Annotated in this window: 25 protein-coding genes; 13 read left to right on the forward strand and 12 right to left on the reverse strand. The window is 65.9% G+C overall.

What is annotated here, in order from left to right; genetic code table 11:
* Window positions 1–19: 19 nt before the first annotated feature.
* Together ACLMAL_RS03650 and ACLMAL_RS03655 are read left to right on the forward strand one after the other, a co-directional pair.
* Window positions 20–1336: an aspartate aminotransferase family protein gene (locus ACLMAL_RS03650; protein ID WP_411997759.1), complete on the forward strand. Its 1317-nt coding sequence runs from the start codon at window positions 20–22 to the stop codon at window positions 1334–1336.
* 137 nt (window positions 1337–1473) lie between these two features.
* On the forward strand, window positions 1474–3009 hold the full coding sequence (locus ACLMAL_RS03655) for a glycosyltransferase family 39 protein (protein ID WP_411997760.1): 1536 nt from the start codon (window positions 1474–1476) through the stop codon (window positions 3007–3009).
* Window positions 3010–3031: 22 nt separating this feature from the next.
* Here the strand turns inward: ACLMAL_RS03655 and ACLMAL_RS03660 are convergent, their stop codons facing one another.
* The gene (locus ACLMAL_RS03660; protein ID WP_411997761.1) at window positions 3032–3349 is read right to left on the reverse strand and encodes a hypothetical protein; all 318 of its coding nucleotides are present in this window, start codon (window positions 3347–3349) and stop codon (window positions 3032–3034) included.
* Window positions 3350–3443: 94 nt separating this feature from the next.
* Between ACLMAL_RS03660 and ACLMAL_RS03665 the strand changes: the two genes are divergently transcribed.
* Together ACLMAL_RS03665 and ACLMAL_RS03670 are read left to right on the forward strand one after the other, a co-directional pair.
* A complete protein-coding gene (locus ACLMAL_RS03665) occupies window positions 3444–3812 on the forward strand; it encodes an arsenate reductase family protein (RefSeq protein WP_411997762.1) in 369 nt (122 codons plus the stop codon).
* A 94-nt stretch (window positions 3813–3906) separates the two neighbouring features.
* A complete protein-coding gene (locus ACLMAL_RS03670) occupies window positions 3907–4587 on the forward strand; it encodes a TIGR00266 family protein (RefSeq protein WP_379063751.1) in 681 nt (226 codons plus the stop codon).
* Window positions 4588–4849: 262 nt separating this feature from the next.
* Here ACLMAL_RS03670 and ACLMAL_RS03675 read toward each other — a convergent pair whose 3' ends face one another.
* Entirely contained in the window at window positions 4850–5356 is a 507-nt protein-coding gene (locus tag ACLMAL_RS03675) for an NUDIX hydrolase (protein WP_411997898.1), read from the reverse strand.
* 76 nt (window positions 5357–5432) lie between these two features.
* On the opposite strand from ACLMAL_RS03675, the gene ACLMAL_RS03680 reads away from it, so the two are divergent.
* Window positions 5433–5810 carry a nitroreductase family deazaflavin-dependent oxidoreductase gene (locus ACLMAL_RS03680; protein ID WP_411997763.1) on the forward strand — a complete coding sequence of 126 codons (378 nt, stop codon included), beginning with the start codon at window positions 5433–5435 and terminating at the stop codon, window positions 5808–5810.
* 39 nt (window positions 5811–5849) lie between these two features.
* Here the strand turns inward: ACLMAL_RS03680 and yidC are convergent, their stop codons facing one another.
* Together yidC and ACLMAL_RS03690 are read right to left on the reverse strand one after the other, a co-directional pair.
* Window positions 5850–6740 carry a membrane protein insertase YidC gene (gene yidC, locus ACLMAL_RS03685; RefSeq protein WP_411997764.1) on the reverse strand — a complete coding sequence of 297 codons (891 nt, stop codon included), beginning with the start codon at window positions 6738–6740 and terminating at the stop codon, window positions 5850–5852.
* Window positions 6741–6837: 97 nt separating this feature from the next.
* A complete protein-coding gene (locus tag ACLMAL_RS03690; protein WP_411997765.1) occupies window positions 6838–7137 on the reverse strand; it encodes a DUF6412 domain-containing protein in 300 nt (99 codons plus the stop codon).
* Window positions 7138–7383: 246 nt separating this feature from the next.
* On the opposite strand from ACLMAL_RS03690, the gene ACLMAL_RS03695 reads away from it, so the two are divergent.
* Complete coding sequence (locus tag ACLMAL_RS03695) at window positions 7384–7731, forward strand: hypothetical protein (protein WP_411997766.1); 348 nt, start codon at window positions 7384–7386, stop codon at window positions 7729–7731.
* Window positions 7732–7740: 9 nt separating this feature from the next.
* Here ACLMAL_RS03695 and ACLMAL_RS03700 read toward each other — a convergent pair whose 3' ends face one another.
* From ACLMAL_RS03700 to ACLMAL_RS03730, 7 genes are all read right to left on the reverse strand, one after another.
* Window positions 7741–8553 carry a helix-turn-helix domain-containing protein gene (locus ACLMAL_RS03700; RefSeq protein ID WP_411997767.1) on the reverse strand — a complete coding sequence of 271 codons (813 nt, stop codon included), beginning with the start codon at window positions 8551–8553 and terminating at the stop codon, window positions 7741–7743.
* 49 nt (window positions 8554–8602) lie between these two features.
* Complete coding sequence (locus ACLMAL_RS03705; RefSeq protein ID WP_411997768.1) at window positions 8603–8743, reverse strand: hypothetical protein; 141 nt, start codon at window positions 8741–8743, stop codon at window positions 8603–8605.
* A gap of 415 nt (window positions 8744–9158) precedes the next feature.
* On the reverse strand, window positions 9159–10376 hold the full coding sequence (locus ACLMAL_RS03710) for a PucR family transcriptional regulator (RefSeq protein ID WP_411997769.1): 1218 nt from the start codon (window positions 10374–10376) through the stop codon (window positions 9159–9161).
* 48 nt (window positions 10377–10424) lie between these two features.
* On the reverse strand, window positions 10425–12233 hold the full coding sequence (locus ACLMAL_RS03715) for an AMP-dependent synthetase/ligase (protein ID WP_411997770.1): 1809 nt from the start codon (window positions 12231–12233) through the stop codon (window positions 10425–10427).
* Between the two features lie 410 nt (window positions 12234–12643).
* The gene (locus tag ACLMAL_RS03720) at window positions 12644–13171 is read right to left on the reverse strand and encodes an NUDIX hydrolase (RefSeq protein WP_411997771.1); all 528 of its coding nucleotides are present in this window, start codon (window positions 13169–13171) and stop codon (window positions 12644–12646) included.
* Between the two features lie 14 nt (window positions 13172–13185).
* The gene (locus ACLMAL_RS03725; RefSeq protein ID WP_411997772.1) at window positions 13186–13689 is read right to left on the reverse strand and encodes a hypothetical protein; all 504 of its coding nucleotides are present in this window, start codon (window positions 13687–13689) and stop codon (window positions 13186–13188) included.
* A gap of 88 nt (window positions 13690–13777) precedes the next feature.
* Complete coding sequence (locus ACLMAL_RS03730; RefSeq protein ID WP_411997773.1) at window positions 13778–13972, reverse strand: hypothetical protein; 195 nt, start codon at window positions 13970–13972, stop codon at window positions 13778–13780.
* 327 nt (window positions 13973–14299) lie between these two features.
* On the opposite strand from ACLMAL_RS03730, the gene ACLMAL_RS03735 reads away from it, so the two are divergent.
* Together ACLMAL_RS03735 and ACLMAL_RS03740 are read left to right on the forward strand one after the other, a co-directional pair.
* Window positions 14300–14719, forward strand: a complete 420-nt coding sequence (locus ACLMAL_RS03735; protein ID WP_411997774.1) for an effector-associated constant component EACC1 — start codon at window positions 14300–14302, stop codon at window positions 14717–14719.
* Window positions 14720–14925: 206 nt separating this feature from the next.
* On the forward strand, window positions 14926–15138 hold the full coding sequence (locus ACLMAL_RS03740) for a hypothetical protein (protein ID WP_411997775.1): 213 nt from the start codon (window positions 14926–14928) through the stop codon (window positions 15136–15138).
* A 9-nt stretch (window positions 15139–15147) separates the two neighbouring features.
* On the opposite strand, the gene ACLMAL_RS03745 is transcribed toward ACLMAL_RS03740, so the two are convergent.
* Window positions 15148–16308 (reverse strand): DUF418 domain-containing protein, encoded by a 1161-nt coding sequence (locus ACLMAL_RS03745; protein ID WP_411997899.1) that lies wholly within the window; start codon window positions 16306–16308, stop codon window positions 15148–15150.
* Between the two features lie 285 nt (window positions 16309–16593).
* Here ACLMAL_RS03745 and dop point away from each other — a divergent pair, with 285 nt between their 5' ends.
* The 5 genes from dop to pafA all read left to right on the forward strand — a co-directional run bounded on the left by dop (window position 16594) and on the right by pafA (window position 21637).
* Window positions 16594–18093, forward strand: a complete 1500-nt coding sequence (gene dop, locus ACLMAL_RS03750; RefSeq protein ID WP_328400443.1) for a depupylase/deamidase Dop — start codon at window positions 16594–16596, stop codon at window positions 18091–18093.
* Between the two features lie 161 nt (window positions 18094–18254).
* A complete protein-coding gene (locus tag ACLMAL_RS03755) occupies window positions 18255–18449 on the forward strand; it encodes a ubiquitin-like protein Pup (protein ID WP_019047503.1) in 195 nt (64 codons plus the stop codon).
* 65 nt (window positions 18450–18514) lie between these two features.
* Complete coding sequence (gene prcB / locus ACLMAL_RS03760) at window positions 18515–19312, forward strand: proteasome subunit beta (protein ID WP_379063792.1); 798 nt, start codon at window positions 18515–18517, stop codon at window positions 19310–19312.
* Window positions 19309–20094, forward strand: coding sequence for a proteasome subunit alpha (prcA, locus tag ACLMAL_RS03765; protein ID WP_328400448.1), 786 nt, complete (start codon window positions 19309–19311; stop codon window positions 20092–20094). Before prcB ends, prcA begins: the two co-directional genes overlap by 4 nt.
* 184 nt (window positions 20095–20278) lie before the next feature.
* Window positions 20279–21637 carry a Pup--protein ligase gene (gene pafA, locus ACLMAL_RS03770; RefSeq protein WP_328400450.1) on the forward strand — a complete coding sequence of 453 codons (1359 nt, stop codon included), beginning with the start codon at window positions 20279–20281 and terminating at the stop codon, window positions 21635–21637.
* Window positions 21638–21683 lie beyond the last annotated feature (46 nt).

Consider the following 21683-nt stretch of genomic DNA (forward strand, 5'->3'; position numbering starts at 1 on the left):
AAGAGCGGAGCGACCGGAGATGACTACCGATCACGTCTTCTATCCGTGGATGGCGCAGGGTGGCGCGAATCCGACGCCGATCACCAGTGCGTCGGGCTCGTGGTTCTGGGACGACTCCGGCAAGCGATATCTCGACTTCTCCTCCCAGCTGGTGAATGTGAACATCGGCCACCAGCATCCGGATATGGTTGCTGCGATCATTGCGCAGGCTCAGAAACTGGCCACCATCTCGCCGACGGTCGGCAACCAAGCGCGCAGCGAATTGGCCGGACTGATCGTCGAACGCGCACCCGGTGACCTGAACCGCGTGCTGTTCACTACCGGCGGTGCGGAGGCCGTCGAGCACGCGGTGCGGTTGGCACGCAGCTTCACCGGTCGCACCAAGATGCTCGCCGCCTACCGCTCCTATCACGGCGGCACCGGTGTAGCCATCGGCCTGACCGGTGAGCCGCGGCGCTGGGGCGCGGAGCCGACCAATGTCGACGTGGTGCGATTCTTCGGGCCCTACCCCTACCGATCACCGTGGGACACGAGCACTCCTGAAGAGGAGACCGCCGCGGCGCTGAAGCATCTGCGTCAGGTGATCGAGCTGGAGGGTCCGCAGCACATTGCGGGCCTGATCTTGGAGACGGTGGTCGGCACCAACGGTGTGCTCGTCCCGCCGCCCGGCTATCTGGCGGGGGTGCGCGCGCTGTGCGACGAATTCGGCATCGTCTACATCGCCGACGAGGTGATGGTCGGCTTCGGCCGGGTCGGGGAGTGGTTTGCGGTACAGGCGTTCGGGGTCGAGCCCGATATCATCACCTTCGCCAAGGGCGTGAACTCCGGCTATGTTCCGCTCGGTGGTGTGCTGATCGCCGAGCGGATCGCGCAGCGCTATGACGACCAGGTGTACCCCGGCGGGCTCACCTATGCGGGTCATCCGCTGGCCTGCGCGGCCGGGATCGCCTCGATCGAGGTATTCGAGCGCGACGGCATTCTCGACCACGTGCGGTCGGTGGGAGCTGACGTGCTCGGAAAAGGCTTGGCAGAGTTGGCCACTCGTCACCCGAGCGTCGGGGAGGTACGTGGCCTCGGCTTCTTCTGGGCGCTGGAATTGGTGCGCGACGCGGATACCCGGCAGCCGCTGATCCCGTTCGCGGCCGCGGGCGACGCCGCCGAGCCGATGGCCCGGGTGACCGCCGCCGCGAAGGCGGGCGGACTATGGCCGTTCAACGCCGGCAATCGTTTCCAGATCGCGCCGCCGCTCACCACCTCGGCGGACGAAATCCGCACCGGCTTGGAGATCGTGGACGAGGTGCTGGAGGTGGCCGACGAATACGTCGGCGCATCCTGACGGCTGTCGGTGCGGGGTCGAGGTCACCACGACCCCGCTCGGCCGCCGAGCAGCGGACTCGCCCGTCCGGTGAACACCCCGACGGCCGTTTCCCGCTACATTCGAGCTGTCCGACTCGAACTCCTTCAGGAGCTGGCGTGACCGACACCGAAGATCGTCACGAGCTCGACACCGCGCCCGATGGGCGCCCGCCGCCGGCGACCACGAGCATCGCCGTCGTCGCCGCGGTTTCGGCGGGGGTGCTGCTGTTCTCCATCAGCCGCTACGACTACTTCGGTGACGAGCTCTACTTCCTCGCCGCAGGACGGCGGCCGTCTTTCGGTTATGCCGATCAAGGTCCGGTGCTGCCGATGCTGGCCCGGCTGATGGACACCATCGCGCCCGGGTCCTATTTCGTGTTGCGGCTGCCGGTGGTCGCACTGACCGTGCTGGCGACCGTGCTCTGCGCGATGATCGCCCGCGAGCTCGGTGGCGGTCGCGGCGCGCAACTGTTCGCCGCTTTCGCCTACGTCACCTCGCCGTTCCTGCTGTTGCAGGGCAAGATGCTCACCACCAACGCCGTCGACACCGTGCTGTGGGCGATCATCACCTGGCTGGTGGTGCGGTGGGTGCGCACGCGGCGCGACCGGCTGCTGCTGTGCGCGGCGCTGGTGACGGCAGTCGACATGCAGGTGAAGTGGTTGATCCCGTTCTTCTGGATCACCGTCGCGGTCAGCGCGCTGGTCTTCGGTCCGCGCGAGTTGGTGCGGCGGCCGCTGCTGTGGCTCGGCGGGCTGATCGTGGTCATCGCAACGGTGCCGACGCTGATCTGGCAGGCGCGGCACGACTGGCCGCAACTGGAAATGGGCATGGTGATCAGTGGTGAACAGGGAATTCTGGGCGGCAAGGTGATGTTTGTGCCGCTCGCCCTGCTCACCGCGGGATACCTGGGCACAGTCCTGCTGGTGTACGGCGTGTTGGCCCTGCTGTGGCAGGTCTCGCTGCGTCCCTACCGGTTCCTCGCGGTGAGCCTGCTGTTGCTGTTCGCGATCTTCCTGACGATCGGCGGCCGTGTCTACTATGTGGCCGGAATGTACGGCGTGATGTTCGCGGCGGGCGCGGTCGGGCTCACCGAACTGGCCGCGCGGTTGCGGCCTGCGCCGCGACGCTTGCTGACCGGCGGCGGCATCGCGCTCGCCGCGGTGGCGATGGCCTACATGCTGATGTCGACTCCGTGGCGGGACGCGGCACACGTCGATCCGCCCATCGACGATGCCGAGGCGATGATCAATATCGGCGTGTACGGCGAGTTCGGCTGGCCGGAGCTGACGACGGCGGTCACCGATGCCTACGATTCGCTGACTCCCGACGAACAGGCCGGGGCCATCGTGGTGACCGATACCTATTGGCAGGCAAGTGCATTGGACCAGTTCGCCCGTGACCGGCTGCCCCCGATCTACAGCCCGAGCCGCGGCTACGGCTACTTCGGCACGCCGCCCGACACGGCGACCGTGGTACTTGCCGTCGGCGTCAACGAAGCCTTCCTGCGCTGGAACTTCGATGAGATAGCACCCGTTGGCAAGGTCGACAGCAGACTCGGCTACGAAGGCAACACCCAGAACGTCACCATCTGGAAGTGCACCGGACTGCGCCACCCGTGGTCAGAGGTGTGGCCGGTTTGGATGCATCTGTGAGGTCGTGGGGTACCGGATTTCGTTATGCGAACTCGACCACCGGCCCCAGAACTACCCGCGAAAAATGATCAAAGGCGACGCCGACTCGCCTGCCGCCGTCGCCTGCAACCCGTGTGGGTGATCCGTCGGGCCAGCCCTCGTGCCGGTACCAGTCGAGGAAGCCCTCGTATGCGATTCCATAGATCTGGCCGTTGGCATCGTATGAACCGAAGACCTCGGTGTAGAACTGCCATCCGCTGCCGATCCGGCGGCCGCCCTTACCTCCGGTCCAAGTGGCTGATTCGTCGATCCAGCCGTCATGGCGGTACCAACCCACATCGCCGTTTGCCGTAATTCCCATGCGGGTATCGCCTGTTCTGTCGCCATGAAGTCGCTATCGGTGGCCAAGGGGTGTGACCCGTCCGGATGCAACTGTGAAGCGATAGTGTGCGTTCATGACTACCGGGCAGACCGAGATCTGGCACAACCCGCGGTGCACCAAGAGCCGCAATGCCACCGCGTTCCTCGATGAGGCAGGCGTCGAATACACGCTCCGGCGTTACCTCGACGATCCGCCGACGACCGAGGAACTGCGCGCCGTGCTGCGGCGGCTCGGCGCGGAGCCGTGGGACATCACCCGCACCGGCGAGCAGATCGCCAAGGATCTCGGCATGTCCGGCTGGGGTCGCGGTGCGGCCGACCGGGAACGCTGGATCGAGGCGCTCGCCGCGAATCCGAAGCTGATCCAGCGGCCGATTGTGCTCACCCCTGACGGCGGCGGCGTGGTCGCGCGAGACGACGCCACCCTGCGATCGCTGCAGTGACACCGACGACGGTGTGACGCAGGGATCTCCGGCCCTGACGCGCCCGTGATCGCCGCCTCTCGGCTGTCGTCCAGACGCGGTAGGGTCGGCGAATATGAAGGTACAACTGCGCCATAACCCCGCGTCGACCATCGCGAGATGCTTCCTCGCGGGTGGCGAGCCGATGCGGGTCGAAAGCGGCGCCATGGTCGCGCATTCGGCGGGAGTCACGTTGCAGGCCAAGGCCGAAGGCGGGATTCTGGCCGGGTTGAAGCGCTCGGTGCTGGCGGGTGAATCGTTCTTCGTCTCCACGTTCACCGCGCCCCCGCAGGGTGGTTGGGTCGATGTGGCGCCCGCGCTGCCAGGCGACATGCTGAATCTGCAGATCACGCCGGACCGCCCGTTCTTCATCAGCCGCGGCGGCTGGATCGCGAATTCCCATGGCGTGCAGGTGGAAAGCAAGTGGGGTGGCTTCGCGAATCTGTTCGGCGGCGAGGGCGGCTTCGGGCTGCGCGCGCACGGCGACGGCGAGATCGTAGTCGGCGTTTTCGGCGCGATCGACGTCATCGATCTGCAGCCGGGCGAACCGATCACCATCGACACCGGACATGTGGTGGCCTACGACCTCGCGATGAACTTCACCATCCGCCGCGCGGTCTCCGGGCGGTCGATCCAGTCGCTGAAATCCGGTGAGGGCTTCGTCTTCGATTTCGTCGGACCGGGCCGGGTGCTACTGCAGACTCGCAATCCCGGCGCGTTTGCCGCATGGGCGGGATCGGTCGCCTCGTCGAGCTGAGCAGGCATTTCACGAACGGGTTACCTCCCGGACATCTCCCTCGTCGAGACTTCCAGCTTCGTCAATGTTGCATACCGCACGAAGCTAGGAAAGAAATATGGAATTGCTCCAAGTCGTGGCCATGATCGTCGAATCCATCCTGAAGGTCGGCAGCGGCAGCGCCGGCTGATCTGCCGCGGCAGCGTCTGCCGACGTCATCCCGGGGACCGTGGGGGTCCACCGTGGAGGTGGCTCCCTCCGGCCGCCGGGACGACCGGGGGAGTCAACCCAGCACTCCCTCGACGAGGATGCGGGTGTCGGGAACGAAAGGCCAGGTCGGGTCGGCCAGGTGGGCGGCAAGTTCGGCGTCGGTCCACCACCAGCCGTCGGCGATCTCTTCGGGCTGATGCCGCAGGGGACCGTCGTAGCGCAATTCATAGGCGAACAGATGGCAGCGCATCGGCCGGCCGTGCCATTCGCCGTCCCAGGAAATCGTGCGCAGCAGCGGCAGGGTTGTACCCGCAGGCAGCGTGATGCCCAGCTCCTCGGCGAGTTCGCGGACCGCGGTCAGCGCGGGTGTTTCGCCGGGCTCGACGACGCCGCCGGCCAGACAATCGTGCATGCCGGCGAACACCATTTTGGTGTCGGTGCGGCGGTGCACATAGATGCGCGTGCCGTCGCCGGATCGAACGAGCACACCAGCACTGGCGTGCCAGATTCCGTCACGGTAGACCGTGGCGCGGTCGGCTGCACCGACTACGCTTCCTGCCTGGTCGTAGACCGCGATCATCTCCGAGTTCGGTTGAGCTGACACCGGTCGAGAGTAACGTGAGTGGCGCACGCCACCTGGAGAGAGGATCGCCCCGATGGTGCTTCCGCGCGCACTGGCGAATTTCAATCGACACGTCACCAATCCCGCCGCGAACCGCCTCGCAGGCAAGGTTCCGCCCTTCGGCGTCGTCGTGCACAAGGGTCGAAAATCCGGTCGCGCCTACCGAACTCCGGTCTGGGTCTTCGAAAGCGACGGCGTCTACCGTATCGCGCTCACCTACGGCCGTGATGTCGATTGGGTCAAGAACATCTGCGCCGCAGGCGCTTTCGAGCTGGAAACCAAGGGAAGGGCCCTCTCGCTCGTCGACCCGGTCGTCGAACACGACGCGTCGGCGACCTGGGCGCCGGTCGGCGTACGGCAGGTGTTGAGCACAGTCTCGGTCGTCTACTACTTGCAGGCGCGCACGGCCTAGCCCATGCCGCCCCACCCGGAAGTGGGGCGGCGGAAGTGCTTACCGTCGGCGTCGGTTCGGCTTCACGCCTGGCTTGGGAGCGGTGTTTGCCCGCGCCGCTGCGGCTCGTCGTGCTTCGGTGGCCGATTCGGCGTCGAGCCGTCGGTAGACGAGGTGTTGCTGCGCGAGTGTCCACGCATTGTTCGACACCCAGTACAACAGGATCGCCACCGGCAGCACGGTGCCACCGACGATCGCGCCCGCGGGAAACACCCACAGCGACAACGTGTTCATGAGCGGCAGCTGGTTCGTGGTGGGGTCCTGCCGTGTGATGGCAGCTCTGGCGGTGAAATGTGTTGCGACAGCGGCGATCAGCATCAAGGGAATCGCGATCAGAGCAACGGTTGAGGCGAGGCCGCCCGTATTGGCCAACGTTGCAGACATCGGTGCACCGAACAGTTTGGCCTGCATGAAGGATTGCACGTCCGCGGCGCTGAACACGTAGTTGGGTGTGACGGCATTCTGGGTGGCCGTCATCGGGGCGGTAGGCGTGAGGAAGGGCAGGTGCCCGGCCGTGCCGGTGCGGTCGAAGGACCGCAGCACGTGGAACAGGCCGAAGAACACCAGACCCTGTCCGAGTATCGGCAGACAGCCTGCGAGCAGGCTGACACCGTGCTCTTTGTGCAGCTTCTGGATCTCGATCGTCTGCCGTTGCCGGTCGTCGGCGTATTTCTTCTTCAACGCCGTGATCTGCGGTTGCAGGCGCTTGACCGCGGTTTGGGTGCGCGCTTGTTTCAGGAACGGCAGAAATAGCGCCGCGCGCAGGGTGACGACGAGAAATACCACCGCAAGGACCCAGGAGAGCCCGCTGTCCGGGCCGAGGATCGCGCCGAATGCGGTGTGCCATATCCAGAGAATGGCGGACACGGGGTAATAGATGAAGTCGAGCATGACGGAATACCTGACTGCGAAACGTGCGAGCGCGCACGGGAATGGGAATGGTCAGCCGGAATGCCGACGACACCGCGCACCGGGTGCGAGGTGGACGTCAGGCGTCGGCGAGACCGGGCGCTCGAGGTCGCGGCCGACCCGCAGTGTCAGGATTGCTCTGGCGCAGAAAGGAACCCCGTCGCCGGCGTTGCGCGGAGGGCGGCGGGCCGGATCGGGCGACAAGTAGCGGCAGCCTGCGGGTGGTCTGCAGCGCGATGAGCGCGAAGACCACCGAAGCCGCGACCACGCCGAGCAAGGCCAGTGAGCCGTGCTCGTTGGTGGGTGCCACGATCAGCGCGAGCGCGGGGAGGACGTCTGCGAAAACCGCAAACGTCGAGAGCTGGACCCGCGCGAACATTCCCCGAGCGTACCCGGTCGGTGTTGCGACATCGCGCTGTGTGCCGAATCTTCGAGCGCGTCGTGTCGGCGAACACATGCGTCGAAGTTATGGTTCGCGGGAGCTCCACACAGGTTTGACCGGTGAATGGAGGGGTGCGCATTGAGTGACGAATCTGGCCCCGACGAATCGACTCGCGGTGGCGGCGCCGAATATGCAGTTCCTTTCACACGTGCGGGAATCTCGCAGCCCGTTAGTCGGCAGCGGATGCCGGAAACCGTCCGTTCGGCCCAGGTGGCCGCCTGGTCTTTCGGCGCATTCGGAGCCGCACTCACGACCATTGCTTGGCGAGCCGAGAACGTCGAATTGGCGGGCGCCATGGTATTCGGATATTTCTTCGCCTGGCTGCTTGCCGTCGTTGCGTTCGTATTCGGCATCTTCGGTCGACCGGTCCAGGTGATCGGTGTCGCTCTCGCTGCGGTCGAAGCCTTCGTATGCCTCGGGCTGGTGGCGATCGGCCCGCTGACGGGCTTTCTCGGTCTCGGCCTGTCGGTCGCGGTCCTCGTGCTGCTCTGCAAAGGCGAATCCACGGCCTGGTTCACCCGGGACCGTTGATCCCTGGGGCTATGGTTCGTCGCCGAGATCCCAGTCGACGTGGCTGCCCAGCGCCGTAGGGGGCAGACCGAAGATGCGGCGGCAGGTGCGGGTGAGCTGGGCGCTGTCGGCGTAGCCCGCGGCGCGGGCAGCAGCGGTCAGGTCGTCGCCGGATCGGACCCGGGTCACGGCGACGTGCAGGCGCAACCAAAAGATGTAGGGACGCATCGGGATTCCCATCTGTTCGGTGAACAGATGGGTCAGCCGGGTCGCCGAAATACCGAGCCTGCGGGCGACGTCGGTGCCACGGACCGGGCCGTTGCGAATCAACGTGGGAAGCAACCCGAGCGCTTCGGTCACCGCGGCATGCCGTGCGGGGTTGCCGGTGTGGTGCTCGTCGTGCTGGAGATCGCGGACGACATCGGCCACCACGTCGGCCAGTGCCGCTCCCGTTGGATCGACCGGCAGTGAGTGGGCGCTGTCTGCCCAACCGTAGGTGTGCGCCCTACGGTCGGCGGCCGCGCCCGCGGCGGTCTCGGGATCGAGGTAGATCGCCGTGCCGCGCTCGGCGCCCGCGGCGATCCGGTGCGGCGCGTCGGCGGGGACGATCACGTGGGTGCCCTGATGGCGAATGCCGCTGGCGTCCACCACGATTACCGGGGTACAGGCGGCGACGATCTGTACGGCGTGATGGGCATGCAGTGCGGTCGGGCCGATCGAACCGCCGAAGGCGAGCACGCCGGCCCGCAGCAACGCGCTACCTTCGCTGCGAGCGTCGCCGGGTGGGCCGACGGCAGCGCTCGCGGATCGAGGTGAGGTCGAGGTAACCAGAGCCTTCATCATCGGACGCTCCCGGCAGACTGCGAATCCCGGTTCGGATCCCTCGCCGAGACTATCCCGGGCGCACGGCAGTTGTCAGGATATCGGCGACTCGATCGAGGAACTCGGTGACCAAAGGCCGGGCCATGGGGGTGTCCGGGAACCGGGTGCGCAACGTGAGGCCATCGTCGCTGCGGGTGAACCACAACTGCACGTCGTCCAGCGGTGCGCTGCGGCTGAATTCTGCGTTGCGTGGACGGGACCGAATGGTGTCGCATCACGAACCTCCGTCCGGCGCGAAACTGCATGGCGTGCATGCATTGTCGATCCTGGTGCCGAGCAGCGCACGGAGCTAGTCTCGAGAACCTGCCCGGACGGCAGGCTGTGCGCCGAGCCGGATATCGGTGTCGGGCACCAGATGCACCGACACCGTCCCGCCTCCGCAGGCGAACCGAAGCAGCAGTGCAGTGAGTCGTGGCGCGGGATTCATGCCGCGAATGCGGCTTCGAGCGCGGTCGCATCGATCGGTCCCGCGACGCCGAAACCGGCGGCCGGCCAGGGGGTTGGCCGCTGCCTAGCTGCCTCGACACCTGTGCAGGCAATTGCTCGCACACCGACCCGACGAATGGTCACGGGGCGAAGTCGGCGGACTCCAACCGGCGAGCCAGGCGGGCCGCGGAGAGGGTCATGGCGTCCGCGGGCCGATGCGGGTCAAGGCCCGTGAGTTCGTGGACACGCGAGAGGCGGTAGGTGACCGTGTTGCGGTGCACGCTGAGCTGACGTGCGGTGGCCAGCTGATTGAAGCCGCTGTCGACGAACACTTCGAGCGTCTCGGCCAGCATCGGCTGCGCATCCAGCGGCGCGAGCACCGAGGCCAGTCCCGGTCGGGCCGCGTCACTCACTGCGACGGTGTATTCGAATTGCAAATTTATTCTGCGGCACAGGATTTCACGGCGCACTAGGCAACGGCCGAGTTCCGCGAGCACCCGCGACTCGGCGAACATCGCGGGAATCTCGGCCCGCGACCGGGCAGCGCAGACACCCACCCAGTACGGCGGCGGCTGTCCGGGAAGCTGGGCGGGCATGCGCGCGGTGAGGGCGGTCAGCGTCGCCGCGCCGTCATCGCCCGGTAGCAGCGGAATGAGAGCGGTCCAGCCGCCCGCGTCCAGGCGCAGGAACACCCCGGGGATGGCCTCGACCCGGTGCCGCAGTGCGGCTGCGGGCCCGCCTCGGGTGCCGCACAGGCGGAACACCGCGACGAGGAAGGCGTCGGCCACCGGGATCACCGGGTCATTGGCCCATTCGATCGGGTCGCGGCCGGTGAGCAGGGCATCGGCGATGCCGCGTCTGCGCTCGAGCAGCTCCCAGCGCGGATCGTGCGAACGCTGGGTGGCGGCGCCGGCAATGCGCCCGGTCACCAGCGTGACGTACTTCAACAGCACCAGTGACACGTCGAGCAGTAGCTCGCGCTCGGCCGGCGCGGCCGATTCGCGCAGCCGCTCCCAGAGAAAGGACGCGCCGAGCCGGTAACGGTCGAGCACCTCCGGCAGCGGTGTGCCGTCGCGCATCCGCTCCATCGCGAGCTCGACGAGCTCTCTGGTGTCTTCCTCCGACGGCTCCGCGCCGCTGCGCAGATACTCGAAGAACAGGTCGACATTCAGCTTCGTTCCATGGGCGAAGTCGGTCTCGACCAGGGATTGCGGCAGCCGCTGATAAGGCGGGAGCACCGTATAGAACCCGTCGATCATCGACGCGACCCTGCGGTGAAAATCGTCGAACACCGGCACGGTCCGGGGCGCCCGCAGCCGGTCGGCTCCGATGAGCGGGGCTTTGCCAGGATCGCTCATCTACACCTCCGGGTCCGCGCTGACATCATTGCTGTCCTCCGTCCCGGACTACGTCGAGTACAGGGACTCGATCGTATCCGTGTAGCGGGTGGCGATCGGGATTCGTCGGAGTTTGCCGGTGGCGGTCAGAACGTCGCTGCCCGGCTCCCACACCTCGGTGAGCACGAGGTATTTCTTGATCTGCTCCACACGGGAGAGCTTGCTGTTGGCGGCCGCCACGCCTCGTTCGATCGTCGCAAGCACCTCCGGGTTCTTCGCCAACTCGGCTACGGTGGCTGCGGCGAGCTGGTTGCGTTGCGCGAACGCAGTGGTCAGATCGGGGTCTAGGCAGATCAGCGCGGTGTTGTATGGGCGCTGCTCGCCGATCACCACCACAGTGCCCGCCAGCGGGCAGTTCTCGGTGACCGTGTTCTCGATATTGGACGGCGACATGTTCTTGCCCGCCGCGTTGATGATGAGTTCCTTCTTGCGGTCGACGATCGAGAGGTAGCCGTCGGCGTCGATGATGCCGATGTCGCCGGTGTGCAGCCAGCCGTCGGCATCCACCGTCTCGGCGGTCTTTTCCGGGTCGTTGCGGTAGCCGCGCATCACCATCTTGCCGCGGATCAGCACTTCGCCGTCGTCGCCGAGTTTCACCTCCGCGCCGGGCAGCGGCCTGCCGACGGTGCCGATCTTGACCCGCTCGGGCCCGTTCAGCGTTGCTCCCGCGGTGCATTCGGTCATGCCGTACCCCTCGCACAACGGCAGACCGAGACCGAGGAAGAATTCGTGCACCTCCGGCGGAATCGCCACCGATCCGGTGACTGCGACGCGCGTGCGATCCAGGCCGAGGCGGGTGCGGATGGGGGCGAGCACCAGGAGCTCTGCGAGCCGGTGCCGGAGTCGATCCAGCGGGCCGAGGGTACGGCCGTCGGAGATTGCGCGAGCCTTTGCGCGGCCGACGCCGATCGCCCAGAGCGCCAGTCGGCGCTTGATCGGGCGCTCGGCGTTGAACCGATCCTCCAGAGCACCTTTGACTTTCACCCACACGCGCGGTACGCCGAGGAAGACTGTCGGATGCACCTCGGTAAGGGCATCCGCCACCTTCCCGAAAACGGCGACGGTGGTGATCTCGCCGCCCTCGAGCATGGTCAGATAGTGGGCGAACCACCGGTTGGCGGCGTGCGCGTCGGGCAGGTAAGAGATCACCCGATCGTCCGCTCCACCGCCGCCGAATTGTTCGATGACACGGGCGTTTTCGATGAAGTTGGTGTGGGTGAGCTCGACGCCCTTGGGTGGCCCGGTGGTGCCCGAGGTATAGACGATGGTCAGTAGATCTTCGGGTTTCACTGCGCGCCAGGTGGTGTCGAAATCGAAATCCGCCAGTGGCGCTGCCTCGACGGCCGAAAGCGCAGTCGTGCCGTCCGGTGCTTCGTCGACGCAGACCACGTGCTCGACCCGGTTGCCGTGCTCGGCGGCCTTGGCCGCCGCCGCAAGGATCTGCGGCACGAACTGGCGCTCGCAGATCACCACCTTGTTGCCGGCGTTGCCGAATTGGTAGGCAAGCAGGTCGATGGGGTTGGTGTTGTACACCGAGAACGGGGTGCCGCCGGTGTGCAGAACGGCGGTGTCGCACAAATGGAATTCGGGGCGGTTGGTCATCATCAGCGCGACAGTGTCGCCGGGGCGCACGCCGAGTCCGGCCAGCCCGGCGGCGATGGTGCGCACTCGATCGGCATAGGCCCGCCAAGTGATCGTGAACCCGCCGCCCATGGTGCGCAATGCAATGGCGTCGGGATACTTCGCGGCATTCGCCTGGAATGCGGCACACAATGTGTCCGGACGGGCCGCGCCCGCCGGGACTGTCGATGAAACCAAGACTCAACCTTCTGCTCACATCTGGTCGAGGCGCACTGTCGTCCTGCGAGTCGGTCGACCTCGTTGGCATCTCTCACCTCACCGCATAGCCGAGCAGTGGCACCAGCGGCAAACACCAAGACTGTTGCCCACTGCCTTGTGCATTCGACCAAATTCATGTGCTCGACGGCTCGATTCCGCCCCGGTCACCCGGAGTTCGTGAGCTGGATCACGTCACCGGTGACAAAACGGGCGGAACCTGGATTGCATTGCGGCACGGTGGCGCGGCTCGCAGCGGCATCCATGTCGGTGGGTGCGACTCGGGCTGGGTTCGATATCGGGATCGTGCCGGACGTGGGGTGCGTCGGAGTCGTGTTCGTTTCGCGCGCAGGTCGCTGTGTGCCGTCGAGATCAGCGTGTGGTGCGCGCAGTTACGGGCGGTGGAGTTCCACTGCGAGTGAGAGCAATTCGGCCATGTGATCGCCGTCGGTGCAAGCGAACCGAATGGCCTCGGGGATCGGAAATGCGCGCACCTCGATGATGTTCTCGGCATCGTCGGGATTGCTGGGCGCGGATTCCAGGACGACGTCGGCAGCGCACCACAGCCACGCCTTGTGCGGGTGCGGCTGCCAATCGCGATAGGGCGCAGGATGATCGGAGGTCGCATAGTGGGCGCCGAGCCACCGGACCGAGCCCACCGGCCGGGCACCCGCCTCCTCGCTTAGCTCACGCCGCATGCACTCGTCGATGCTCTCGCCCGCCTCGCGGGTGCCGCCCGGGACGAGCCACACGTCGCGGTCGTCGCGGCACAGCACGATTTCGTTGCCGACGAAACAGACGACATGGATGTTTGTCACGAGACCATCGGGCGGCGGGTCGGTCGAGAACTGGACGTCCAGACCGCCCCACTCCCAGCGAGTGGGGGTGTGCAGCAAGGGATACCGGTCGGCGAGTGTCACACTGACGACGGTATCTATTCTGTGCTGGTTTTGCCGATCTGCATATGAATATGGTTGAAATGCGCCTCGCGGCCGTTCTTGGCGGGCAATGGGTGCGACGCCGGGTGGTCCGGGTGCATGATGAAGCTGCTGTCGCCGATCGCGGTGGTGACGCCGGCGGGGTCCGCACCATCGGAGGTGTCCTGCCATTCAGTGGCGATGAAGTCGTAGACGCTGCGGAAGAAATCGGCGATGAACATATTGCCATCGGGATCGTCGCCGAGCGGCTGCGCGTCGACCTCGTCGAGGCGGTAGTGCACGTTGCCGCCGGCGCCGGGCGGCCAGCTACCGCCAGGAGTTGCGAAGGTGGCGACGGTGCCCCAGTGCTTCGTCACGGTGATCGTGCGCATTACGCCGCCGACCGGCATCGTCACCCCGGCGAAGTCGCAGGCCCGGCCTTGACCGTGGCAGTCGGTGCGCGGTGAGCCGTCGGCGTTGAATCCACCGCCGTCGAGGCCGAAATGGACCATGTCGGTCACGCCGAAGTTATTGGAGAGGAACTGGCAGAATCGCACTATTGCCAGTGCATTTCGCGGATCGAGCCGGTCCGGTGCATTGGGCGTGTTGTTATGGTTGCCGTTGCGGATTATCACCCCCGGCAACATTGCCCGGCATCAAGTTTCCAGTGCTGGGGTCATGGCCCTCGAAACTGACCATGCTCGGCGACGCCGCGCCCTCGAACAAGATCACGCCGTCGGTGGCGAGGCTTTCGAGTTCAGCGAAAGCATCATCTTTACTCATTGCGCGTGCCGGATCCGACATGACGCTCCTCCAGGTGCCGATGGAATTGATACGTCGACGCGAGATCGGTGACGCAGGGTAAGAATCCGGCGCAGTCCCGCAGCGGGCACGAGTAGCTGCGTACTCGTATTCCGGTCCGCCGCTACCCGGCGGGCAGGCGGCGCTGCCTGGTCGCGTGGGTATCTCGACGTGCGGTTATGTGATCGGGCAATGATGCGAGCGCATTGTTGGCTTGCGGTTCGGCCGCGATCGGCCGACCACATGACAGGCTTTCGGCAGAAGCCTTGTGCGGGCAGGTTCGGTGCGGGAACATGTGTGCCTGCAGATATGGCCGCGGGAGGTGGTCGAATGAACGGAGGCGATGCCGCGCATGTGCTGACGGCAAGAATTGTCATGGCCCTCGCCGCGAATTCCGATACCGACGAGGTGGACCGTCTGGCACGGCAATTGCGCGCGGAACTGTCCGAACTCGAAGTCGATTCGGTGGCACTGGTTCGCGACGGTCTGGTGCCGAATGCGGCGAAGTCGGCCGACCCTGTCACAATCGGCGCGCTGGTTGTCGCATTGAGTGCATCCGGCGGAGTGTTCACCGCGCTGATCGAGACGCTGCGTGACTGGCTCAACCGGCAGGCCGCGGCCCGCAAGATATCGGTGACAATCGACGGTGACACCATCGAACTGGAGCGCGCGACGGCCGACCAGCGTGGTGCACTGATCGAGGCATTCCTGGTGCGGCATACCGCAGAAGGGCGACGGTCACCGGCCTGATCAACGAGCCACATCACCGGGTCGGTGCGGCGGTAGGCGATTTCTACAAACCGGGTCCGCTCGACTATGTCGGCCTCGCGATCGACAGCAAGAGCCGGCTGTACACCGGATCGGCGGCACAGGCGAATGGCCCACCGGCGAGGCTCATGGCCTACAGCTTCTGCGGCGCGAGGCAGGATTTCGCGGGCCTCCGCAACCCGAGAGCCGTGGCGGTAGACCAATCGGGTGCGATCTATTTCGGCGGCGACGATTTCGTCTACAAACTGCCGCCCTGGGGTGAGAGTGGGGTGCCGACCCGCCTGCCGTTGAGCGGCCTCGTCGAGGTGAAGGGCCTTGCCGCCACCACGTACGGTGGTGTCTATATCGCCGACAACGGCGGTCCGAACAATACCGGTCGAGTGGTCCGTTTCAGCGGCTGACCGCACCGGTCAGCGTTCGCGAGTGAGCGCGCGGTAACTGGTATTCCACAGCCACTCCACCGGCCCGCGCTCGAAGCTGCGCAGCCAGAAGTGCGCGAAGGCGACGATGATCAGCGCGACCAGCAGATAGATGCCGACCGTGAACGGGATGCGGGCATCGGGAGAAACCCGGGCGGCGAGGCCGAAACCCCAGCCATAGCACAGGATCGACGCCACCAGGTTCTGCAGGATGTAGCAGCTCAGCGCGGTGCGGCCGACGTCGGTGAGGCGGCGGCCGAGGAATCCGACACGCGGGCGGTGCAGAGAGAACTCGGCCACCAGTGCCAGGATGCCGAACGAAACGAACGGTGCCGTGCCGTATCGGGTGAACAGCAGCATGTCACCCCCACCGAGTACACCGATGATCAGATCCAGGGGAGCCGCCACCACGAGCCCGGCGATCATGAGCCGCTTGCGGATTCGTGCGCCTTCGGGTCGGAAGACTCCGGCCCGGAACAGCCGAGCACCGGCCAGGAACAGCGCGATCGACATGGGGAACACGAAGATCGCCTCGAATCGGAACATGCCCGCATTCTCCAGCCGGAACAGCACCAGATCCCAGAACGACCCGTCGGCATAAGGATTCGGGTCGAGCGCCTGTCTCGGCCCCGAGTCCTGACGGGAATCGAATGCCATGCCGACCGCGATGGACGTCAACATCGTGAGGTGGATGCCCGCCGCGACGATCAGCCAACGACGTTGCGCGCGTGTGCTTGTCGCGAGGATGAAGGCGACGACCAGTCCGGTGAGCGCGTACCCCATCAGCACGTCGAACTCGGCGATGAATAAGAAATTCAGCAGTCCGTCGAGGAAGAGTAGCCCGGCCCGCCACGGATAGCTGCCCGGCCAGCGGCGGCCTGCTCGCGCGGCCGAACCCTGCTGGATGGCGAGTCCGATGCCGAACATGATGGTGAGCAGCCCGAGGAACTTACCCTGCGCCACCTGCTGCATGACCCGCTCGACCCACATCCAGCTGGTCGCGTCGGTGTGCAGCTCGTCGAGGTAGCCGACGAGGCCCTCGACATCGGTGAGAATCCAGATGTTCGTGCCGAGCGTGCCGAGGATGGCGATGCCGCGCAGTACATCCAGCGCGACGACTCGCGAGGGCGCGGCGGGAGTCGGTGCTGCCATATTCGGCTCGTCCGCTTTGCGGTGTCGCCCCGCGGTATCCGAGCGGGAATCGGCGATCGATTCGGTCATGGTCCGAATATCCCGTTCACCAGGTCCCGGATGGGTCCTCCGTAAGTACCACCCACGGTATGAGATCGAGGTCCGCCGGATGGCCGATGCCCTCGATCGAGCGCAGATGCCGACGACGGACTTTCGCGGTCCCGGGGACACGGGGGCCGCAGCCGCATTCGTCCAAGTGCGGAGACTGTCGACGGCCTTCGGCGACTGCACACTAGGCTCGTCGCTATGCAGCGCATCATCGGCATCGAGGTCGAATACGGCATCTCCACTCCCACCGAGCCGTCCGCCAACCCGATCCTCACCTCCACCCAGGCGGTTCTCGCCTATGCGGCGGCGGAGGGTGTGCCGCGCGCGAAGCGAACTCGATGGGATTACGAGGTGGAGTCGCCGCTACGCGATGCGCGCGGCTTCGACCTGAGTCGGATGAACGGGCCTGCGCCGGTGATCGACGCCGACGAGGTAGGTGCGGCGAACATGATCCTCACCAACGGCGCCCGACTGTATGTCGACCATGCCCACCCCGAATACTCCGCACCCGAGGTCGTCGACCCGATGGACGCGGTGATCTGGGACAAGGCAGGTGAACGTGTGATGGAGGCCGCGGCGCGGCATGCGTCGAGCGTGCCGGGCGCACCGCGGCTGCAGTTGTACAAGAACAATGTCGACGGCAAGGGGGCCTCCTACGGCACCCACGAGAACTATCTGATGAGCCGCGAAACCCCGTTCAATCAGATCATCGTCGGCCTGACCCCGTTCTTCGTGTCGCGTCAGGTGATCACGGGTTCCGGTCGGGTCGGTATCGGCCAGTCCGGTGACCACGCCGGTTTCCAGCTGTCCCAGCGTGCCGACTACATCGAGGTCGAGGTCGGCCTGGAGACCACGCTCAAGCGCGGCATCATCAACACCCGCGACGAGCCGCATGCCGACGCCGACAAGTACCGCAGACTGCACGTCATCATCGGTGACGCCAATCTGGCCGAAATGTCCACCTACCTCAAGGTCGGCACCACCGCGCTGGTGCTGGACCTGATCGAGGCGGGCGAGGACCTGTCGGATCTGCAGCTGGCCCGCCCCGTCACCGCGGTGCACCAGATCTCGCACGACCCCACCCTGCGCGCCACGGTGGCGCTCACCGACGGCCGCGAGCTCACCGGCCTGGCCTTACAGCGCATCTACCTGGATCGGGTGGAGAAGTACGTGGCACGCAGCGCCAACGACGATCCCCGGGTTCGCGACATCATCGAGAACTGGGCGATGGTGCTCGACCTGCTCGAACGTGATCCGATGGAATGTGCCGATCTGCTCGACTGGCCCGCCAAGCTGCGTCTGCTCGAGGGGATGCGCAAGCGCGAGGGCCTGAGCTGGGCCGCGCCCAAACTGCACCTGATGGACCTGCAGTACTCCGACGTGCGGCTGGACAAGGGGCTCTACAACCGCCTCGTGGCACGCGGATCGATGAAACGTCTCGTCACAGAGCAGCAGATTCTCGATGCGATGACCAAGCCGCCCACCGACACTCGCGCCTACTTCCGCGGTGAGTGCCTGCGCCGCTTCGGCGCCGATATCGCTGCCGCGAGCTGGGATTCGGTGATCTTCGATCTCGGCGGGGATTCGCTGGTGCGCATCCCGACGCTCGAGCCACGCCGCGGGACAAAGGCGCACGTCGGCAAGCTGCTCGACGGCGTCAACACCGCCGCCGAGCTTGTCGAACAGTTGACCACCTGAGTGAGATCCGGTGTCGACTCGGCCGCACATCGGCTCGGAATACGACACCGTGTCGGTGTCGCTGGGTAGTGTTGAAGGACGAGCACGGACATTGCTCATGATCAGGGCCGTGCTCGGACCATGAGCCCTGGTCATGATGAGGACAGAGGAGGTCGGCTGCCATGGCACAAGAGCAGACCAAACGCGCCGGGGGCGGCGACGAGGATGAGGGCCCGGAGGGCGTAGACGCCGCCGGACAGGAGCGCCGCGAGAAGCTGGCGGAGGAGACCGACGACCTGCTCGACGAGATCGATGATGTGCTCGAGGAGAACGCGGAAGACTTCGTTCGTGCGTACGTGCAGAAGGGTGGCCAGTGACAGCAGGTGACCCGCTGCGTCTCCACCCGGGACACGCTCTCTCGTCGTTCACCGAACATCTCCGCATGCACGCACCGGAACTGTTGCCCGGCAACAGATTCGCTGCGATAGAGGGTGCCACCGGAAGCTCCGGTGGCACCGCCGCGAAGGACCTGGCTCCGCACGGGACCACCATCGTCGCGGTCTCCTATCGCGGTGGCGTGCTGATCGCCGGTGACCGGCGGGCCACCATGGGAAACCTGCTGGCCAGCAGGGACATGGAGAAGGTGTACATCACCGACACCTACTCGGCGGCAGGCATCGCGGGCACCGCGGGCATGGCCATCGAGATGGTGCGGCTTTTCGCGGTGGAGCTCGAGTACTACGAGAAGATCGAAGGCGTCTCGCTGACCTTCGACGGTAAGGCGAACAAGCTCTCGAAGATGGTGCGGGACAACCTGCCCGCGGCACTTCAAGGTCTTGCGGTGGTCCCGGTACTCGTCGGCTACGACGAGTACGCCACCGATCCGGACAAAGCGGGCCGCATCGTTTCCTATGACGTGGTCGGCGGCCGCAGCGAGGAACGCTTCGGCTACACCGCTGTCGGTTCCGGTTCGAATTTCGCCAAGTCGTCGCTGAAGAAGCTGTACGCCAAGGGAATCGACGAGGACCGCGCACTGCGCATCGCCGTCGAGTCGCTCTTCGATGCGGCCGATGACGACACCGCCACCGGCGGTCCCGACATCATGCGCGGCATCTATCCGACGGCGATCGTCGTCAACGAGGAGGGCGCCGATCTGGTGCCGGAGGAGCGTTTGGCGGAGATCGCGCGCGGGATCGTCGCCGACCGCGAGGCCGCGGAAGAAGGGAGTGCGCAAGCATGACACTGCCGTATTACGCGTCGGCCGAACAGATCATGCGCGACAAGACCGAACTTGCGCGCAAGGGCATCGGTCGTGGTCGCAGTGTCATCGTGTTGGTGTACGACAAGGGTGTGCTGTTCGTCGCCGAGAACCCGTCGGCGACGCTGCACAAGGTGAGCGAGCTGTACGACCGCGTCGGGTTCGCCGCGGTGGGCAAGTACAACGAGTTCGAGGCGCTGCGCCGCGGTGGCATCCTGCAGGCCGACCTGAAGGGTTACCAGTACGACCGGCGCGATGTCACCGGTCGGGGCCTCGCCAACGCCTATGCGCAGACCCTCGGCACGATCTTCACCGATCAGCTCAAGCCGTATGAGGTGGAAATCTGTGTGGCCGAGGTGGGGTATCCGGAGCAGACGCCGACCTCGGTGCTCTACCGGATCACCTTCGACGGTTCGATCGTGGACGAGCGCGAATACGTGGTGATGGGCGGCACGACCGAGCCGATCCTCACCGCATTGAAGGCGTCCTACCAGCCCGGTCTCGACCTGTCCTCGGCCGTCGGCGTGGCCGTCAAGGCGCTGACCGCGGGGGTTCCCGAGGGTGCGGACAAGGAGAAGCGTGTACTCGGGGTGAGCTCGCTCGAGGTCGCCACACTGGAGCAGGCCCGGCCGCGGCGGGCGTTTCGCCGGGTTTCGGACACCGCCCTGGAAGGGCTGCTGGCCGGCAGTAAATCGGGCAGCAAGAGCAAGGCCGCCGCAGCGACCGCCGCAGCGGAAGCGGAGGACGCTCCGAAGTCGGAGTGATCGTCGCCTGATCCGGTCGTCGAGGCCCCCGGTGTTCCGTCCCACGGAGCGCCGGGGGTTTCGTTCGTCGCCGGTACTTTTCCGTCGAATGTTGCGTCGACGTGCAAAATCGTTGTGAAGACGTATGCATCCGGGTTGTCCGCACTCCCACGCGGGTACATGACATGGCTGTAATGTCGATAGTGTGCAGCGACGAATCATGGGGATCGAGACCGAATTCGGTGTGACGTGCACCTTCCACGGACACCGCCGGCTCAGCCCTGACGAAGTAGCCCGGTATTTGTTCCGCCGGGTAGTTTCCTGGGGCCGTAGCTCGAACGTGTTCCTCCGCAACGGTGCTCGGCTCTACCTCGATGTCGGGTCGCATCCGGAGTACGCCACGGCCGAGTGCGACAACTTGGCTCAGCTGGTCACCCATGACAGGGCGGGCGAGCGGGTGCTGGAGGAGCTCTTGATCGACGCCGAGCAGCGCCTCGCGGAGGAAGGCATCGGCGGTGATATCTACCTGTTCAAGAACAACACCGATTCGGCGGGCAACTCCTACGGTTGTCACGAGAACTTCCTCGTGGTCCGGGCCGGTGAATTCTCCAGGATCTCCGATGTGCTGCTGCCGTTCCTTGTCACCCGCCAGCTCATCTGCGGGGCGGGCAAGATCCTGCAGACGCCGAAGGCGGCCACGTTCTGCCTGTCGCAGCGTGCCGAGCACATCTGGGAGGGTGTGTCCTCAGCGACCACACGGTCGCGGCCGATCATCAACACCCGCGACGAGCCGCACGCGGACGCGGAGAAATACCGCCGGCTGCACGTGATCGTCGGTGACTCGAACATGTCCGAGACCACCACCATGCTCAAGGTCGGCACGGCCTCGCTGGTGCTGGAAATGATCGAGGCGGGGGTCTCGTTCCGCGACTTCGCGCTGGACAACCCGATCCGCGCCATCCGTGAGGTCAGCCACGACCTGACCGGCAAGCGTCCGGTGCGGCTGGCGGGCGGCCGGCAGGCCAGTGCCCTGGATATCCAGCGCGAGTACTACGCACGCGCCGTCGAGCACCTGCGCAACCGCGACCGTGATCCCCACGTCGACCAGGTCGTCGACTTGTGGGGGCGGACCCTGGACGCGGTCGAGGCACAGGACTTCGCGAAGGTCGACACCGAGGTCGACTGGGTGATCAAGCGCAAACTGTTCCAGCGCTATCAGGACCGCTACGGCATGGAGCTGTCGGATCCGAAGATCGCCCAGCTGGATCTGGCTTATCACGACATCAAGCGCGGCCGCGGTGTCTTCGACCTGCTGCAGCGCAAGGGCCTGGCCAAGCGGGTCACCGAGGACGAGGCCGTGGACGCCGCGGTCGACACTCCGCCGCAGACAACCCGGGCCAAGCTGCGCGGCGACTTCATCACCGCCGCGCAGGAGGCGGGTCGCGACTTCACCGTCGACTGGGTGCACTTGAAGCTGAACGACCAGGCGCAGCGCACCGTGCTGTGCAAGGATCCGTTCCGCTCGGTCGACGAGCGTGTCGACCGGCTCATCGCCTCGATGTAGCGAGCAGCTCGACAGCGGGCCCGGGTTCTCGGCACCCAGGCCCGCT

Origin of the sequence: Nocardia sp. CWNU-33 (genome assembly GCF_046764895.1) — a bacterium.
Taxonomy (GTDB): domain Bacteria; phylum Actinomycetota; class Actinomycetes; order Mycobacteriales; family Mycobacteriaceae; genus Nocardia.